The organism is Enterococcus sp. LX10, from assembly GCF_023539285.1.
Taxonomy (GTDB): domain Bacteria; phylum Bacillota; class Bacilli; order Lactobacillales; family Enterococcaceae; genus Enterococcus; species Enterococcus faecalis.
In genome coordinates this window covers 149,598-163,036 of the sequence record NZ_CP092784.1, presented here as the reverse complement: position 1 = coordinate 163,036, position 13,439 = coordinate 149,598, and the positions used below count along the sequence as shown (strand labels likewise).

The window sequence follows — 13,439 nt, the reverse complement described above, 5'->3', positions numbered from 1 at the left end:
TCTCCTCCTAATTTTAAAGACCGGCTTATGAAGCTAGCCATATGTGAGAATGGTGCTGAGGTAAAACCTCAACACTCGATTCTTACTTATTGATAAAGCCGACATATTGACGTTTCATCATTAATCCTTCTAATTGTTTCGTTGTTTCTAATGCAACCCCGATAACGATTAGTAAACTTGTTCCACCTAAACCGATTGATTGAGGTAAGTTCCAAACCATTTGCGCAATGATTGGAAGTAAAGCAACAAGTCCTAGGAAAATTGAGCCGACAACACTTAATCTCATTAACACGCCAGATACATATTCTTCTGTACCTTTACCTGGTCGCACGCTTGGAATGTAGCTTCCTTGTTTTTGTAAGTTTTCCGCTAATTTCTCAGGGTTTACTTGAACAAATGCATAGAAGAACGTAAACGCAACGATTAGGACAGTATAGATGATTGCCCCTGGAACTGTGTTATAACTGAAGATTTTTGTCATAATGTCATACCAATTTTCACCAGCGAATTTTGATGAGAAAGCTTGTAAAATGGCATTTGGTGTTGCAATTAACGAGCTGGCAAAGATAACTGGAATAACCCCAGCAGCATTTACTTTTAACGGTAAATAACTACTTGTTGGTGCACCAGAAACACGTTTTGTATATTGGATTGGAATCTTACGTTCTGCTTGTTGGAAGAACGTTACGACTGTAACAATCACCAAAATAGCAATAACTAAGATTGCAATGAAAATAACAGATTGCCAAATGCGAGAAGGCTCGATATTGACGAAGTAATCTTCATAGATTTCTTTGACTGCTCCTGGCAAACGAGAAATAATCCCGGCAAAGATAATCATTGAAACACCATTTCCGATTCCTTTTTCTGTAATTTGTTCACCCATCCAAGTCACAAACATCGTCCCAGCAGTTAAAATAACTGCAATCATCACAAAGGTACCTAAGGTTGGATTGTTGACAATCCCAGTTTGACTTAAGCTATTAAAACCAGCAGTGATCCCCATTGACTGAGCCACACCCAAGACAATCGTTAGATATCTTGTTGCTTGATTTAATTTCTTACGCCCAACTTCCCCTTGTTTTGACCATTCTACAAATCTAGGTACAATATCCATTTGCAATAGTTGAATAATAATAGAGGCTGTAATGTATGGCGAAACCCCCATCGAGAAGATAGAGAAGTTTTGCATGGCACTACCACTCACCATATTCAACATATTCAAAAAGGGTAAGCTACTTAAATCAGACAATCCCTTTGCATTCACCCCGGGCACAGTAATGTGCGCACCTAGGCGAAATACAAACAAGATTAAAACTGTAAATAAGATTTTTGATCTAATGTCTTTGACTTTAAAGGCGTTCTTTAATAGCTTGAACAATTAGATCACCTCGATTGAACCACCAGCAGCTTCGATAGCTTCTTGTGCTGATTTCGAGAATTTAGCTGCTTTCACAGTTAATTTTTTCGTTAACTCACCATCTGCAAGAACTTTGATTCCCGCTTTTTCGTTTTTAACGATTCCTGCTTCTTTTAGGACAACAGGAGTTACTTCTGTTCCATCTTCAAAACGGTTTAAAGTATCTAAGTTCACAACAGCGTAATCTTTACGATTGATGTTTGTAAACCCACGTTTTGGTAAACGACGGAATAATGGAGTTTGACCCCCTTCAAATCCTAAACGAACACCACCGCCTGAACGGGCTTTTTGCCCTTTTTGTCCACGGCCAGCTGTTTTACCATTACCAGATGAAGTACCACGTCCAACACGGTTACGTACTTGGCGTGAGCCCTCAGCAGGTTTTAATTCATGAAGTTTCATAGGTTTGGCACCTCCTTAAGCAATCTTCTATTACAAATCTATAAATCTTAAACTTCTTCTACGTCCACTAAATGTGAAATAGTGTTAACCATACCTTTGATTGCTTCATTGGCAGGTTTTGTAACAGTACTATTCACTTTACCTAAACCTAACGCTTTAACTGTAGCACGTTGGTTTTGAGGACGTCCGATAACACTGCGTTTTAAAGTAATTTTTAATTCAGCCATTATTTTTGTCCTCCTTAACCGATAATTTCTTCTACAGATTTACCGCGAAGTGCTGCCACTTCTTCGGCACGTTTTAATTGTTTTAGACCTTCAACAGTTGCGCGAACAACGTTAATAGGTGTGTTTGAACCTAGTGATTTAGATGTAATATCTGCTACACCAGCTAATTCCAATACGGCACGAACTGGTCCACCAGCAGCTACCCCAGAACCTTCTACTGCAGGTTTCATAAGGATACGGCCGCCACCGAATACGCCAATTACTTCGTGCGGGATAGTAGAACCAACCATAGGCACTTCAACTAAGTTTTTCTTCGCGTCTTCGATTGCTTTACGGATAGCTTCAGGTACTTCTTGTGCTTTACCAGTACCGAAACCAACGTGTCCGTTTTTGTCACCGACAACAACTAAAGCTGCGAAACGTAAACGACGTCCACCTTTAACAACTTTTGTTACACGGTTGATCGCTACAACGCGGTCTTCTAATTCCAAATGTTTTGGATCAATATAAACCATGAATGGTGTTCCTCCTTCTCCTAAAATTCTAGTCCATTTTCACGAGCAGCTTCAGCTAAAGCTTGCACGCGGCCATGGTAAAGGTATCCACCACGGTCGAAGACTACTTTTTTGATGCCTTTTTCAGCGGCACGTTCAGCAACTAGTTTACCAACAGCTGCAGCTGTTTCTGTTTTTGTTCCACCTGAAATTTCTTTATCCAAGGCAGAGGCACTTGCTAGCGTCACACCCGCTACGTCATCAATGACTTGCGCGTAGATGTTTTTGTTAGAACGGAAAATGTTCAAGCGTGGGCACTCAGCAGTACCAGAGATTTTGTTACGTACACGACGATGTCTCTTTTGACGTGTTTTGTTTTTATCTGGTTTTGTAATCACAATTTTCACCTCTTTGATTTAATGTTTACTACTAATATTTCAAGCAGTCAGCAGATTACGGAAAAGAGAAGCTGGCAGACAAGACAAAAGCATTTTATTGGAAAAATCCCATAAAATGACAGTTGCTTGTTGTTGACTTCTGTTTTCTACACAGCTGTTATTATTTACCAGTTTTACCTTCTTTACGGCGTACAAATTCACCAACATAGCGAATCCCTTTGCCTTTATAAGGTTCTGGAGGACGAACGCCACGGATGTTAGCAGCTAATTCACCAACAACTTCTTTGTTGATGCCTTTAACGATAACTTGTGTGTTCGCAGGTACTTCAAATGTTACGCCTTCTGGTGCTGTCATTTCGACAGGATGAGAATAACCAACGTTTAAAGTTAATTTGTTGCCTTGTACTTGGGCACGGTATCCGACCCCGATAAGTTCAAGTGCTTTTTGGAAACCTTCAGAAACACCAACAACCATGTTGTTGAAGTTTGCACGAGTTGTTCCGTGGATTGTTTTCATTTCTTTTGAATCGTTTGGACGAGTGAATGTCACTTCGTTTCCTTCGATGTTCATTTTGATATCAGAAGAAAATTCGCGTGTTAATTCACCTTTAGGTCCTTTAACTGTAATGTTGTTTCCGTCTTGCTTGATTTCAACACCAGCAGGAAGAACAACAACTTTATTACCAATACGGCTCACTTAGAGACACCTCCTTGTGTATTTTTTAGAATTACCATACGTAGGCGATTACTTCGCCGCCGATATTTTTCGCTCTAGCTTCTTTGTCAGTAATTACACCCTCTGATGTAGAGATGATTGCAATTCCTAGACCGTTTAATACTTTTGGTACTTCGTCAGCTTTTACGTATGCACGTAAACCTGGTTTAGAAATACGTTTTAAGTTTGTGATAACACGTTCTTCGTTTTTACCATATTTTAGGAAAACACGGATTACGCCTTGTTTGTCATCTTCGATGTATTCTACGTCGCGGATAAATCCTTCACGTTTCAGGATTTCTGCGATATCACGTTTGATTTTTGAAGCAGGTACTTCTAAAGTTTCATGTTTAACCATGTTCGCATTACGAATGCGAGTTAGAAAATCTGCAATTGGATCTGTCATGACCATTGAACTATTTACCTCCTTTATGCGAGTTTACTTGTTTACCAGCTAGCTTTCTTCACGCCGGGAATTTGACCTTTATAGGCAAGTTCGCGGAAGCAAATACGGCAAAGATGAAATTTACGATAAACTGAATGTGGACGTCCACAACGTTCACAACGAGTATAAGCTTGTGTTGAATGTTTAGCAGGACGTTTGTTTTTAGCAATCATTGATTTTTTAGCCACGTAGTTCGCCTCCTTATATTATTTTTGGAATGGCATACCTAATTGTGCCAACAATTCGCGAGACTCTTCGTCAGTGTTCGCTGTTGTAACAATTACGATGTCCATACCGCGTACTTTATCTACTAAATCATAATCAACTTCTGGGAAGATTAATTGTTCTTTAATACCTAAAGTATAGTTACCACGACCATCGAAAGCTTTTTTGCTGACACCGTGGAAGTCACGTACACGAGGTAAAGAAACTGTTACTAATTTATCTAAAAATTCGTACATTCTTTCGCCGCGTAGCGTTACTTTCGCACCGATTGGCATTCCTTCACGTAAACGGAATCCAGCGATAGATTTTTTAGCTTTTGTGATAAGTGGTTTTTGACCAGTGATTAATGCTAATTCTTCAACAGCTTTGTCTAAGTTTTTAGCATTTGATACTGCATCACCCACACCCATGTTGATAACGATTTTATCAACTTTAGGTGTTTGCATAACTGAGCTGTAATTAAATTTTTCCACCAATGATGGTGTTACTTCTTTAATATATTTTTCTTTCAGGCGGTTCATTCAGTAAGCCCTCCTTCCGCAATTTTTATTTATCTAAAACTTCACCTGTTTTTTTAGAAACGCGGACTTTTTTGCCGTCGACTTCTTTAAACGCAACTTTAGTAGCTTCTCCGTTTGAAGGATCAATCACCATTACATTAGAAACATGAATTGGCGCTTCCACTTCAAGGATTCCACCTTGTGGGGCTGCTTGGTTTGGTTTTTGGTGTTTTTTAACGACGTTGACACCTTCAACGATAACTTTATCTTGTTTAGGAAACGCTGCTAAGACAACGCCTTCTTTGTTTTTATCTTTACCAGTGATAACTTTTACTTTATCGCCTTTTTTAACAAACATTACTGTTTCGCACCTCCTTTAACGTGGGCTCGAGATTATAATACTTCTGGTGCTAGAGAAACGATCTTCATGAAGTTGTTTTCACGTAATTCACGTGCAACTGGTCCGAAGATACGTGTTCCGCGTGGGCTTTTATCGTCACGGATAATTACCGCAGCATTTTCATCAAATTTGATGTAAGAACCGTCAGCACGACGAGCGCCAGATTTTGTACGAACGATAACGGCTTTAACTACTTCACCTTTTTTAACAACCCCACCTGGCGTTGCTTGTTTGACAGTAGCAACAATAACGTCACCGATGTTAGCAGTTTTACGACCAGATCCGCCTAGGACTTTGATCGTTAAAATTTCACGTGCGCCAGAATTGTCAGCGACTCTTAAACGACTTTCTTGTTGGATCACGATGTGTATCCCCCTTTCAGATTTTGTGCTTCAATCTATTAGGAAATTCTCGTTTTATTAGATAATAACTGCTTCTTCGACTACCTCTAGTAAACGGAAACGTTTTGTAGCTGATAATGGACGAGTTTCCATGATTTTTACGATGTCTCCAACTTTCGCTGTGTTGTTTTCATCATGCGCTTTATATTTTTTAGAATATTTCATACGTTTGCCATAGATAGGGTGGTTTTTCTTTGTTTCAACGACAACTGTGATTGTTTTATCCATTTTGTCTGATACCACGCGACCTTGGTAAACTTTACGTTGATTTCTTTCTTCAGTCATACGCGTTTGGCCTCCTTCCACTATTAGTTAGCTTGTTCACGCAATACTGTTTTGATGCGTGCAATCGATTGACGTACTTCTTTAATACGTGCAGTGTTTTCTAATTGACCTGTTGCTAATTGGAATCTTAAGTTGAACAATTCTTCTTTTAATTGTTTTTCTTTATCTAGCATTTCGGCAGTGGTTAATTCTCTGATTTCTTTAACCTTCATTCGATTCACCACCCATTTCCTCACGTTTTACGATCTTAGTTTTTACCGGCAATTTGTGAGATGCAAGACGAAGAGCTTCACGAGCTACTTCTTCAGGAACGCCTGCGATTTCAAACATGATTTTACCACGTTTAACTGGTGATACCCAGCCTTCTGGTGCCCCTTTACCTTTACCCATACGTACGCCGATAGCTTTACTTGTGTAAGACTTGTGAGGGAAAATTTTAATCCATACTTTCCCGCCACGTTTCATGTAACGAGTCATTGCAATACGGGCTGCTTCGATTTGACGGTTAGTAATCCAGTGAGATTCAGTTGCTTGTAAACCCCATTCACCAAATGCTACTTCTTTTCCGCCTTTAGCTTCACCGCGCATTTTTCCGCGGAATTCACGACGGTGTTTTACACGTTTAGGTACTAACATGATTATTTCCCTCCTTTCTCAGTGTTTTTTTTCGTTGGAAGAATTTCTCCACGATAGATCCACACTTTAACTCCTAGTTTTCCGTAAGTAGTGTCCGCTTCTTCCCATGCGTAATCAATGTCCGCACGTAATGTGTGAAGTGGTACAGTTCCTTCAGAGTATCCTTCTGAACGAGCGATATCCGCACCGTTTAGACGACCTGATACTTGAGTTTTGATTCCTTTAGCGCCAGCACGCATTGCGCGTTGGATGGCTTGTTTTTGAGCACGACGGAAAGCAACACGGTTTTCTAATTGACGTGCAATTCCTTCGCCTACTAATTTTGCATCTAAATCTGGTTTTTTGATTTCAACGATGTTGATGTGAACTCGTTTGCCAGTTAATTTGTTTAATTCTTTTCTTAGGTTTTCGACTTCAGATCCGCCTTTACCGATAACCATACCTGGTTTAGCTGTGTGAATTGAAATGTTAACACGGTTTGCAGCGCGTTCGATTTCAATTGTAGATACAGCAGCATCAGCAAGTTTTGTTGCGATAAATTTACGGATTCTTAAATCTTCGTGTAAGAATTCAGCATACTCTTTTTCAGCATACCATTTCGCATCCCAGTCGCGGATGATGCCTACACGCATTCCAATTGGATGTACTTTTTGACCCACTGATTGTCCCTCCTCTTAAATGTTTAAGCTCTGTTTTCATAAAGAAAACAGCCTATTTCATGAGACTTATTTCTCTGTTACAACTACTGTGATGTGACTAGTACGTTTGTTGATTGGTGAAGCTGAACCTTTTGCACGAGGACGGAAACGTTTCATTGTTGGTCCTTCGTTAACAAATGCTTCAGATACGACTAAGCTTTCAACGTCTAAGTCAAAGTTGTTTTCTGCGTTAGCAACTGCTGACATTAAAACTTTTTCAATGATTCCAGCAGACTTGTTCGGTGTGAATTTCAAGATTGAAATTGCATCCGCAACGCTTTTCCCTCTGATAAGATCGATTACTAAACGTGCTTTACGAGGTGAAGTGCGAACTGTTTTTGCAGTTGCTTTAGCTGATGTAATTTGTTCTGACATTTGCATATCCTCCCCTCAAAATTAGCGTTTAGTTTTTTTATCGTCAGCAACGTGGCCACGATAAGTTCTAGTTGGTGCAAATTCACCTAATTTATGTCCTACCATGTCTTCTTGAATGTAAACAGGGACATGTTTCCGTCCATCATATACAGCGATTGTGAAACCTACGAATGATGGAAAAATTGTAGAGCGGCGAGACCAAGTTTTAATTACTTTTTTCTTTTCGGTACCTTGTTGTGCTTCGACCTTTTTCATCAAATGATCATCGACGAAAGGTCCTTTTTTTAAACTACGACCCATGGTGAACCTCCTCTCAAAATGTACGACACATGGTCAAAAAAATTATTTAGTACGACGACGAACGATAAGTTTGTCTGATTTAGCTTTTTTATTACGTGTTTTGTATCCAATTGCTGGTTGACCCCATGGAGATACTGGCGCTTTACGTCCAATTGGTGTTTTACCTTCACCACCACCGTGTGGGTGATCGTTAGGGTTCATTACGCTACCACGAACAGTTGGGCGTTTACGCATCCAACGAGAGCGGCCAGCTTTACCAATGTTGATTAATTCGTGTTGTTCGTTACCAACTGAACCGATTGTTGCACGGCAAGTTGCTAAGATCATACGAACTTCGCCAGAGTTTAAGCGGATTAATACGTATTTGCCTTCTTTACCAAGTACTTGCGCGCTTGTTCCAGCTGAACGGATTAATTGTCCACCTTTACCAGGTTTCATTTCAATGTTGTGGATAACTGTACCAACTGGAATGTTTTCCAATGGTAATGCGTTACCTACTTTAATATCTGCTTCTGGACCAGATACTAGGCGCATGCCTACTTCTAATCCTTTTGGTGCTAAGATGTATGCCTTAACCCCGTCTTCGTAATGAACTAACGCGATGTTAGCAGAACGGTTTGGATCGTACTCGATCGTTTTAACAACCGCTGCGACGTTATCTTTATTACGTTTGAAGTCAATCACACGGTATTGACGTTTGTGACCGCCACCTTGGTGACGAACCGTAATGCGACCGTTGTTGTTACGACCGGCATTGTTTTTTAATGGCTGTAACAATGATTTTTCTGGTGTTGAAGTTGTGATTTCAGCGAAATCAGAACTTGTCATGTTACGACGGCCATTTGTGGTAGGTTTGTACTTTTTAATCGCCACGTCTTATTTCCCTCCTACGTTGATATTGTTCAGGACTGCTTATTCAGCAGCTTCGAATAATTGAATTTCTTTTGAATCTTCAGTTAATGTAACGATCGCTTTGCGACGTTTTTTTGTATAACCTGCATATTTACCCATGCGTTTGAATTTTGGACGCACGTTTAAGATGTTTACGTTTGCTACTTTAACATCGAATGCTGATTCAACAGCTTGTTTTACTAAAGTTTTGTTTGCGCGAGTGTCCACTTCGAAAGTATATTTCTTTTCGTCCATAGCTAACATGGATTTTTCAGTGATCACTGGGCGTTTGATTACGTCTAGTAATTCCATTATGCAAGCACCTCCTCAATTTGAGTAAGAGCTGTTTGTGTTGCCAAGACTTTGTTAGCTGACACAACATCTAACACACTAACGTTATCAGAAGTTACTACAGAAACGTTTGGTAAGTTACGAGCTGATAAAGCTGCAAAGTCGTTACCATTTTCTAAAACAACTAATACTTTAGTATCGATAGACAAGTTAGCAAGAACTTGTTTGAATTCTTTTGTTTTTGGTGCATCGAAGCTTAAACCTTCTACTGCTACCAAGTTATTTTCAGCAACTTTGTCTGATAATACAGATTTCATTGCTAAGCGACGAACTTTTTTAGGAAGTTTGTAGCTGTATGAACGCGGTGTTGGTCCAAAGACTACGCCACCTCCACGCCATTGTGGTGAACGGATTGAACCTTGACGAGCACGACCAGTTCCTTTTTGACGCCATGGTTTGCGGCCACCGCCACGAACAGCGCTACGGTTTTTAACTGCGTGTGTTCCTTGTCTTAATGAAGCACGTTGCATGATGATTGCATCATAGACAACACTTTCATTAGGTTCGATTCCGAAGATTTCTTCATTTAAAGTGATTTCACCGTTTTGAGTTCCATCTTGTTTGAATAATGCTACATTCGGCATTCCTTAGTTCCTCCTTTCCCTACACTTATTTAGCTTTCACAGCTGATTTGATTGTGATTAAAGATTTTTTCGCTCCAGGAATGTTTCCTTTGATTAAGATAACATTTCTTTCTACGTCCACTTTAACAACTTCAAGGTTTTGAATTGTTACGCGGTCGCCACCCATACGGCCGGCTAGTCGTTTATTTTTAAATACACGGTTAGGCGCTACTGGACCCATTGACCCAGGACGACGGTGATAACGAGAACCATGAGACATAGGTCCGCGGCTTTGGCCGTGACGTTTGATTGCCCCTTGGAATCCTTTACCTTTCGTAGTACCTGTAACATCAACAACGTCTCCTGCTTGGAAAACATCTACTTTGATTTCTTTACCTACTTCATATTCTCCTAGCTCAACATTCTTGAATTCTTTAATGAAGCGCTTAGGAGCCGTGTTTGCTTTTGCAACATGACCTTTCGCAGGTTTGTTTGATAAAACTTCACGTTTGTCTTGGTAACCAACTTGGATAGCTTCGTATCCGTCAGTTTCAACAGTTTTTACTTGTAAAACTACGTTTGGCGTAGCTTCAACTACTGTTACTGGAATTAATTCACCAGACTCAGTAAAGATTTGTGTCATTCCCACTTTTTTCCCTAAGATTCCTTTGGTCATGAGTACACCCCCATCTTAATTTTATAGTTTGATTTCAATATTAACACCAGACGGTAAGTCAAGCTTCATTAGAGCGTCAACTGTTTTTGGTGTTGGGTTCACAATGTCAATTAGACGTTTGTGAGTACGCATTTCGAATTGTTCGCGAGAATCTTTGTATTTATGAGTCGCACGAATAACTGTGTAAAGTGAGCGTTCTGTTGGTAATGGAATCGGACCTGATACGTCAGCTCCAGTTCTTTTTGCTGTTTCCACAATTTTATCCGCTGATTGATCTAAAATACGGTGTTCATACGCTTTTAAACGGATACGAATTTTTTGTTTTGCCATCTTGTTCCCTCCTTCGCCTATTTTAAAAGTAGACATAGCTCCACGAAAATTTATCCGGCATGCTCGTTCATGGCAAAGCGTCCGAGCGTGTCGCAACCTCTCGCTTCACAGCCGGCAAATCAAATCGTTGATCTACCAATGCTTTTTACACTCCTGTAAACAGCACCTTTTTGATTATACTATGAAAGGATAGTGTTAGCAAGGATTTTCTGCGTTTTTTTGAAAGAATTTTTTCTTGTTTTGAAAAGCATTTGTTTTGTTTTTCAATTCTTTTCATTCTATTTTTATAAAAAAAAGAATTTGGGATTCCTTTTTTACCAGAATCTCAAATTCTTTCTTTTTTATTCTATTAACCAATCCGGCGCATTGGAATATCATTGTTATCTGGATGAACCAATAAATATTGAATAACATCAATATTGCTTGCTTGGAATGAGGCTGCACATGCTTGCAAATATAAGTCCCACATTCGATAGAAGCGCTCCCCTTTTTCGTCAACAATTTCTGCTTCTATATTATGGAAGTTTTTTGTCCAATGTTCCAACGTCAATTGATAATCTCTGCGCAAACTTTCCAAGTCAATCACTTGCAAGTCATTTTCTGTCATATGACCGACTAGCTCAGTGACACCAGGAATATAGCCACCAGGGAAAATATAACGATTAATCCAAGCATTTTTAGCCCCACCTTGTTGGCGACTGATCCCATGAATCAACGCCGTACCTTTAGGCGCTAAGTTTCGTTGAACGACGTCAAAATATTCATGTAGATTTTCTGCACCGACATGTTCAAACATCCCAACACTCGTAATATGGTCAAAAGACTCTCCTTTTAAATCACGATAATCCATCAATTTGACAGTCATTCGATCTTGTAGGCCTTCTTTTTCTATAATATGGCGAATATGATGAAATTGCTCTTCACTTAATGTAATCCCAGTTGCTTTGGCTCCATATTCTTTCACCGCAGTTAAAATTAACGTGCCCCAGCCGCAGCCAATATCCAGTAAAGTGTCGCCCTCTTTGATAAACAATTTATCTAAAATATGATGCACTTTATTCACTTGCGCTTGTTCTAATGTATCTTCAGGCGTTTTAAAATAAGCACATGAATATGTCATTGTTTGGTCAAGCCATTTTTTGTAAAAATCATTTCCTAGATCGTAATGGCTGTGAATATCCTCTTGCGAGCGTTTTTTTGAATGACTTTCTTTAGGAAGCCATTTAATAAATTTAGCATTGTGTAAAAAGCTATCCTTTTGGTTATACACATCATAAATCAGTGCTTGGATATCGCCTTCGATTTCAATTTTGCGATCCATGTAGGCTTCCCCTAAAGTTAACGAAGCGTTATTCAGTAAATCCTTCACAGGAATTTTTTCATTGAATACAATTTTAAAAACCGGATCCCCCGACCCTTGCCCATACTCTTTGACGGTACCATCCCAGTATGTGACTTGTGTCTTTTTTGAAAAAGACCATTTAAACAGTTGACTGTACGTTTCTTTTTCTAACATTGCATTCCCTCCATTAAATACCATTTGAAGCCAAAACAAAAAGGAGTAGCTTTCGGTAGTTCGTCAAAACAAACACCACAGTCCGTTCTAAACTGAAGCACAGAAAAGTTAACACCCCTTCTATGTTCCGCTTCTTTTTTTGCAATTACAGTTCTATTCTACTCCTCTTTTAAAAATTTGAACATTCTTTTAACGTAATACCTACTATTGTTATTCTTTATCACAAAAAAACTAGAGCCAGTCTTTGACAGACTCCTCTAGTTCTAAACATTATGCTTTCTTACGCATCCGTTGTTCCGCATGGGTGTATGCACCATGCCACACGTGCCCCACATAAGGATTAACTTGAATACCGTGTTTAATCGCCGCTGCTACAAATTTTTTTGCTAAAGTTACTGCTTCTAACACCGAATAACCTTTCGCCAAGCCAGCTGTGATCGCCGCTGAAAAAGTACAACCTGCACCATGATTATAATCAGTAGGATATAATTCATTTTCCAAAAGATGCGCGGTGTGACCATCGTAAAACAAGTCCAGTGCTTTTTCACCAGCTAAGCGATGTCCCCCTTTAACCACGACATGTTTGGCTCCCATTTGTACAATTCGTTTTGCCGCTTCTTCCATCTCCGCCACGGAAGAAATTTCGCCTAAACCAGATAAGATGCCCGCTTCAATTAAATTAGGCGTAGCAACTAATGCTAATGGCAGTAAATCGTTTTTTAGGCCTTCCACACTTTTGGGTTGCAGAATTTGTGCCGTTCCCTTACAAGCAATGACTGGGTCAATCACGACTTTTTGAATTTTTTCTTGTTTAATGTATTTGCTAGCCATTTTAATATTTTGTTCATTGCCCATCATCCCTGTTTTCAAGGCCGCTACTGGACCGCCTGCAAAAACCGAAATCAATTGTTTTTCTAAGAGCGTTTCTGGCAATTCAGTTACTTCATGTGACCAGCCTGTCGTAGGATCCATCGTCACAATCGAGGTTAAACTTGAAAATCCAAAAACTCCATACTCTTCAAATGTTTTTAAATCTGCTTGAATCCCTGCCCCTCCAGTTGAATCGGAGCCTGCAATCGACAATACTTTTTCCATTAAATCACCTAACCTTTTTCTCCAAGTATACGGAAGAAACAAGTCTGCTAAAACAGCCAATTGGCTTATTTTTTAGCCAGCCAATTTCTAAACAAA

Annotated in this window: 24 protein-coding genes; all 24 read right to left on the bottom strand. The window is 39.6% G+C overall.

Annotated features, from left to right (window positions below):
• Nucleotides 1-82: 82 nt before the first annotated feature.
• Nucleotides 83-1,381 carry a preprotein translocase subunit SecY gene (gene secY, locus MKZ30_RS00770; protein WP_002383860.1) on the bottom strand — a complete coding sequence of 433 codons (1,299 nt, stop codon included), beginning with the start codon at nucleotides 1,379-1,381 and terminating at the stop codon, nucleotides 83-85.
• Nucleotides 1,382-1,822, bottom strand: coding sequence for a 50S ribosomal protein L15 (gene rplO / locus MKZ30_RS00765; protein WP_002356221.1), 441 nt, complete (start codon nucleotides 1,820-1,822; stop codon nucleotides 1,382-1,384). It abuts the gene before it with no gap.
• A 47-nt stretch (nucleotides 1,823-1,869) separates the two neighbouring features.
• Nucleotides 1,870-2,049 carry a 50S ribosomal protein L30 gene (gene rpmD, locus MKZ30_RS00760; protein ID WP_002356220.1) on the bottom strand — a complete coding sequence of 60 codons (180 nt, stop codon included), beginning with the start codon at nucleotides 2,047-2,049 and terminating at the stop codon, nucleotides 1,870-1,872.
• A 14-nt stretch (nucleotides 2,050-2,063) separates the two neighbouring features.
• Complete coding sequence (gene rpsE, locus MKZ30_RS00755) at nucleotides 2,064-2,564, bottom strand: 30S ribosomal protein S5 (RefSeq protein WP_002356219.1); 501 nt, start codon at nucleotides 2,562-2,564, stop codon at nucleotides 2,064-2,066.
• 20 nt (nucleotides 2,565-2,584) lie between these two features.
• A complete protein-coding gene (rplR, locus tag MKZ30_RS00750; RefSeq protein WP_002356218.1) occupies nucleotides 2,585-2,941 on the bottom strand; it encodes a 50S ribosomal protein L18 in 357 nt (118 codons plus the stop codon).
• A gap of 160 nt (nucleotides 2,942-3,101) precedes the next feature.
• The gene (gene rplF, locus MKZ30_RS00745; RefSeq protein ID WP_002356217.1) at nucleotides 3,102-3,638 is read right to left on the bottom strand and encodes a 50S ribosomal protein L6; all 537 of its coding nucleotides are present in this window, start codon (nucleotides 3,636-3,638) and stop codon (nucleotides 3,102-3,104) included.
• A 31-nt stretch (nucleotides 3,639-3,669) separates the two neighbouring features.
• On the bottom strand, nucleotides 3,670-4,068 hold the full coding sequence (gene rpsH, locus MKZ30_RS00740) for a 30S ribosomal protein S8 (RefSeq protein WP_002356215.1): 399 nt from the start codon (nucleotides 4,066-4,068) through the stop codon (nucleotides 3,670-3,672).
• A gap of 35 nt (nucleotides 4,069-4,103) precedes the next feature.
• Complete coding sequence (locus MKZ30_RS00735; protein ID WP_002356214.1) at nucleotides 4,104-4,289, bottom strand: type Z 30S ribosomal protein S14; 186 nt, start codon at nucleotides 4,287-4,289, stop codon at nucleotides 4,104-4,106.
• Between the two features lie 18 nt (nucleotides 4,290-4,307).
• The gene (gene rplE / locus MKZ30_RS00730) at nucleotides 4,308-4,847 is read right to left on the bottom strand and encodes a 50S ribosomal protein L5 (RefSeq protein ID WP_002356213.1); all 540 of its coding nucleotides are present in this window, start codon (nucleotides 4,845-4,847) and stop codon (nucleotides 4,308-4,310) included.
• Nucleotides 4,848-4,872: 25 nt separating this feature from the next.
• Nucleotides 4,873-5,184, bottom strand: a complete 312-nt coding sequence (gene rplX / locus MKZ30_RS00725; protein WP_002356212.1) for a 50S ribosomal protein L24 — start codon at nucleotides 5,182-5,184, stop codon at nucleotides 4,873-4,875.
• A 35-nt stretch (nucleotides 5,185-5,219) separates the two neighbouring features.
• The gene (gene rplN, locus MKZ30_RS00720) at nucleotides 5,220-5,588 is read right to left on the bottom strand and encodes a 50S ribosomal protein L14 (RefSeq protein WP_002356211.1); all 369 of its coding nucleotides are present in this window, start codon (nucleotides 5,586-5,588) and stop codon (nucleotides 5,220-5,222) included.
• 57 nt (nucleotides 5,589-5,645) lie between these two features.
• Nucleotides 5,646-5,912 carry a 30S ribosomal protein S17 gene (rpsQ, locus tag MKZ30_RS00715; protein ID WP_002359348.1) on the bottom strand — a complete coding sequence of 89 codons (267 nt, stop codon included), beginning with the start codon at nucleotides 5,910-5,912 and terminating at the stop codon, nucleotides 5,646-5,648.
• A 23-nt stretch (nucleotides 5,913-5,935) separates the two neighbouring features.
• Entirely contained in the window at nucleotides 5,936-6,124 is a 189-nt protein-coding gene (gene rpmC, locus MKZ30_RS00710; RefSeq protein ID WP_002383858.1) for a 50S ribosomal protein L29, read from the bottom strand.
• On the bottom strand, nucleotides 6,114-6,548 hold the full coding sequence (rplP, locus tag MKZ30_RS00705) for a 50S ribosomal protein L16 (protein ID WP_002356208.1): 435 nt from the start codon (nucleotides 6,546-6,548) through the stop codon (nucleotides 6,114-6,116). Before rplP ends, rpmC begins: the two co-directional genes overlap by 11 nt.
• Nucleotides 6,549-6,550: 2 nt before the next feature.
• Nucleotides 6,551-7,207 carry a 30S ribosomal protein S3 gene (gene rpsC / locus MKZ30_RS00700; protein ID WP_002356207.1) on the bottom strand — a complete coding sequence of 219 codons (657 nt, stop codon included), beginning with the start codon at nucleotides 7,205-7,207 and terminating at the stop codon, nucleotides 6,551-6,553.
• Nucleotides 7,208-7,273: 66 nt separating this feature from the next.
• Nucleotides 7,274-7,621: a 50S ribosomal protein L22 gene (rplV, locus tag MKZ30_RS00695; protein WP_002356206.1), complete on the bottom strand. Its 348-nt coding sequence runs from the start codon at nucleotides 7,619-7,621 to the stop codon at nucleotides 7,274-7,276.
• Between the two features lie 21 nt (nucleotides 7,622-7,642).
• Nucleotides 7,643-7,921, bottom strand: coding sequence for a 30S ribosomal protein S19 (gene rpsS, locus MKZ30_RS00690; protein WP_002419402.1), 279 nt, complete (start codon nucleotides 7,919-7,921; stop codon nucleotides 7,643-7,645).
• A gap of 42 nt (nucleotides 7,922-7,963) precedes the next feature.
• Nucleotides 7,964-8,794 carry a 50S ribosomal protein L2 gene (gene rplB / locus MKZ30_RS00685; protein WP_002356204.1) on the bottom strand — a complete coding sequence of 277 codons (831 nt, stop codon included), beginning with the start codon at nucleotides 8,792-8,794 and terminating at the stop codon, nucleotides 7,964-7,966.
• Between the two features lie 39 nt (nucleotides 8,795-8,833).
• Nucleotides 8,834-9,124 carry a 50S ribosomal protein L23 gene (locus MKZ30_RS00680; protein ID WP_002356203.1) on the bottom strand — a complete coding sequence of 97 codons (291 nt, stop codon included), beginning with the start codon at nucleotides 9,122-9,124 and terminating at the stop codon, nucleotides 8,834-8,836.
• Nucleotides 9,124-9,747, bottom strand: coding sequence for a 50S ribosomal protein L4 (gene rplD, locus MKZ30_RS00675; protein WP_002356200.1), 624 nt, complete (start codon nucleotides 9,745-9,747; stop codon nucleotides 9,124-9,126). The genes MKZ30_RS00680 and rplD overlap by 1 nt, the downstream gene beginning before the upstream one ends.
• A 25-nt stretch (nucleotides 9,748-9,772) precedes the next feature.
• Nucleotides 9,773-10,402 (bottom strand): 50S ribosomal protein L3, encoded by a 630-nt coding sequence (gene rplC, locus MKZ30_RS00670; protein WP_002356199.1) that lies wholly within the window; start codon nucleotides 10,400-10,402, stop codon nucleotides 9,773-9,775.
• A 21-nt stretch (nucleotides 10,403-10,423) separates the two neighbouring features.
• The gene (gene rpsJ, locus MKZ30_RS00665) at nucleotides 10,424-10,732 is read right to left on the bottom strand and encodes a 30S ribosomal protein S10 (protein WP_002389727.1); all 309 of its coding nucleotides are present in this window, start codon (nucleotides 10,730-10,732) and stop codon (nucleotides 10,424-10,426) included.
• A gap of 349 nt (nucleotides 10,733-11,081) precedes the next feature.
• On the bottom strand, nucleotides 11,082-12,248 hold the full coding sequence (locus tag MKZ30_RS00660; RefSeq protein WP_002391607.1) for an SAM-dependent methyltransferase: 1,167 nt from the start codon (nucleotides 12,246-12,248) through the stop codon (nucleotides 11,082-11,084).
• A gap of 270 nt (nucleotides 12,249-12,518) precedes the next feature.
• Entirely contained in the window at nucleotides 12,519-13,343 is an 825-nt protein-coding gene (gene thiD, locus MKZ30_RS00655; RefSeq protein WP_033600598.1) for a bifunctional hydroxymethylpyrimidine kinase/phosphomethylpyrimidine kinase, read from the bottom strand.
• Between the last annotated feature and the right edge of the window lie 96 nt (nucleotides 13,344-13,439).

Bases quoted from the DNA above. Each gene is read 5' to 3' on its own strand.
- rplO (WP_002356221.1), bottom strand. From the start codon at position 1,822: ATGAAACTTCATGAATTAAAACCTGCTGAGGGCTCACGCCAAGTACGT.
- rpmD (WP_002356220.1), bottom strand. From the start codon at position 2,049: ATGGCTGAATTAAAAATTACTTTAAAACGCAGTGTTATCGGACGTCCT.
- rpsE (WP_002356219.1), bottom strand. From the start codon at position 2,564: ATGGTTTATATTGATCCAAAACATTTGGAATTAGAAGACCGCGTTGTA.
- rpsH (WP_002356215.1), bottom strand. From the start codon at position 4,068: ATGGTCATGACAGATCCAATTGCAGATTTTCTAACTCGCATTCGTAAT.
- rplE (WP_002356213.1), bottom strand. From the start codon at position 4,847: ATGAACCGCCTGAAAGAAAAATATATTAAAGAAGTAACACCATCATTG.
- rplX (WP_002356212.1), bottom strand. From the start codon at position 5,184: ATGTTTGTTAAAAAAGGCGATAAAGTAAAAGTTATCACTGGTAAAGAT.
- rpsQ (WP_002359348.1), bottom strand. From the start codon at position 5,912: ATGACTGAAGAAAGAAATCAACGTAAAGTTTACCAAGGTCGCGTGGTA.
- rpmC (WP_002383858.1), bottom strand. From the start codon at position 6,124: ATGAAGGTTAAAGAAATCAGAGAATTAACCACTGCCGAAATGCTAGAT.
- rplP (WP_002356208.1), bottom strand. From the start codon at position 6,548: ATGTTAGTACCTAAACGTGTAAAACACCGTCGTGAATTCCGCGGAAAA.
- rplV (WP_002356206.1), bottom strand. From the start codon at position 7,621: ATGTCAGAACAAATTACATCAGCTAAAGCAACTGCAAAAACAGTTCGC.
- rpsS (WP_002419402.1), bottom strand. From the start codon at position 7,921: ATGGGTCGTAGTTTAAAAAAAGGACCTTTCGTCGATGATCATTTGATG.
- MKZ30_RS00680 (WP_002356203.1), bottom strand. From the start codon at position 9,124: ATGGAATTACTAGACGTAATCAAACGCCCAGTGATCACTGAAAAATCC.
- rplD (WP_002356200.1), bottom strand. From the start codon at position 9,747: ATGCCGAATGTAGCATTATTCAAACAAGATGGAACTCAAAACGGTGAA.
- rplC (WP_002356199.1), bottom strand. From the start codon at position 10,402: ATGACCAAAGGAATCTTAGGGAAAAAAGTGGGAATGACACAAATCTTT.
- rpsJ (WP_002389727.1), bottom strand. From the start codon at position 10,732: ATGGCAAAACAAAAAATTCGTATCCGTTTAAAAGCGTATGAACACCGT.
- MKZ30_RS00660 (WP_002391607.1), bottom strand. From the start codon at position 12,248: ATGTTAGAAAAAGAAACGTACAGTCAACTGTTTAAATGGTCTTTTTCA.
- thiD (WP_033600598.1), bottom strand. From the start codon at position 13,343: ATGGAAAAAGTATTGTCGATTGCAGGCTCCGATTCAACTGGAGGGGCA.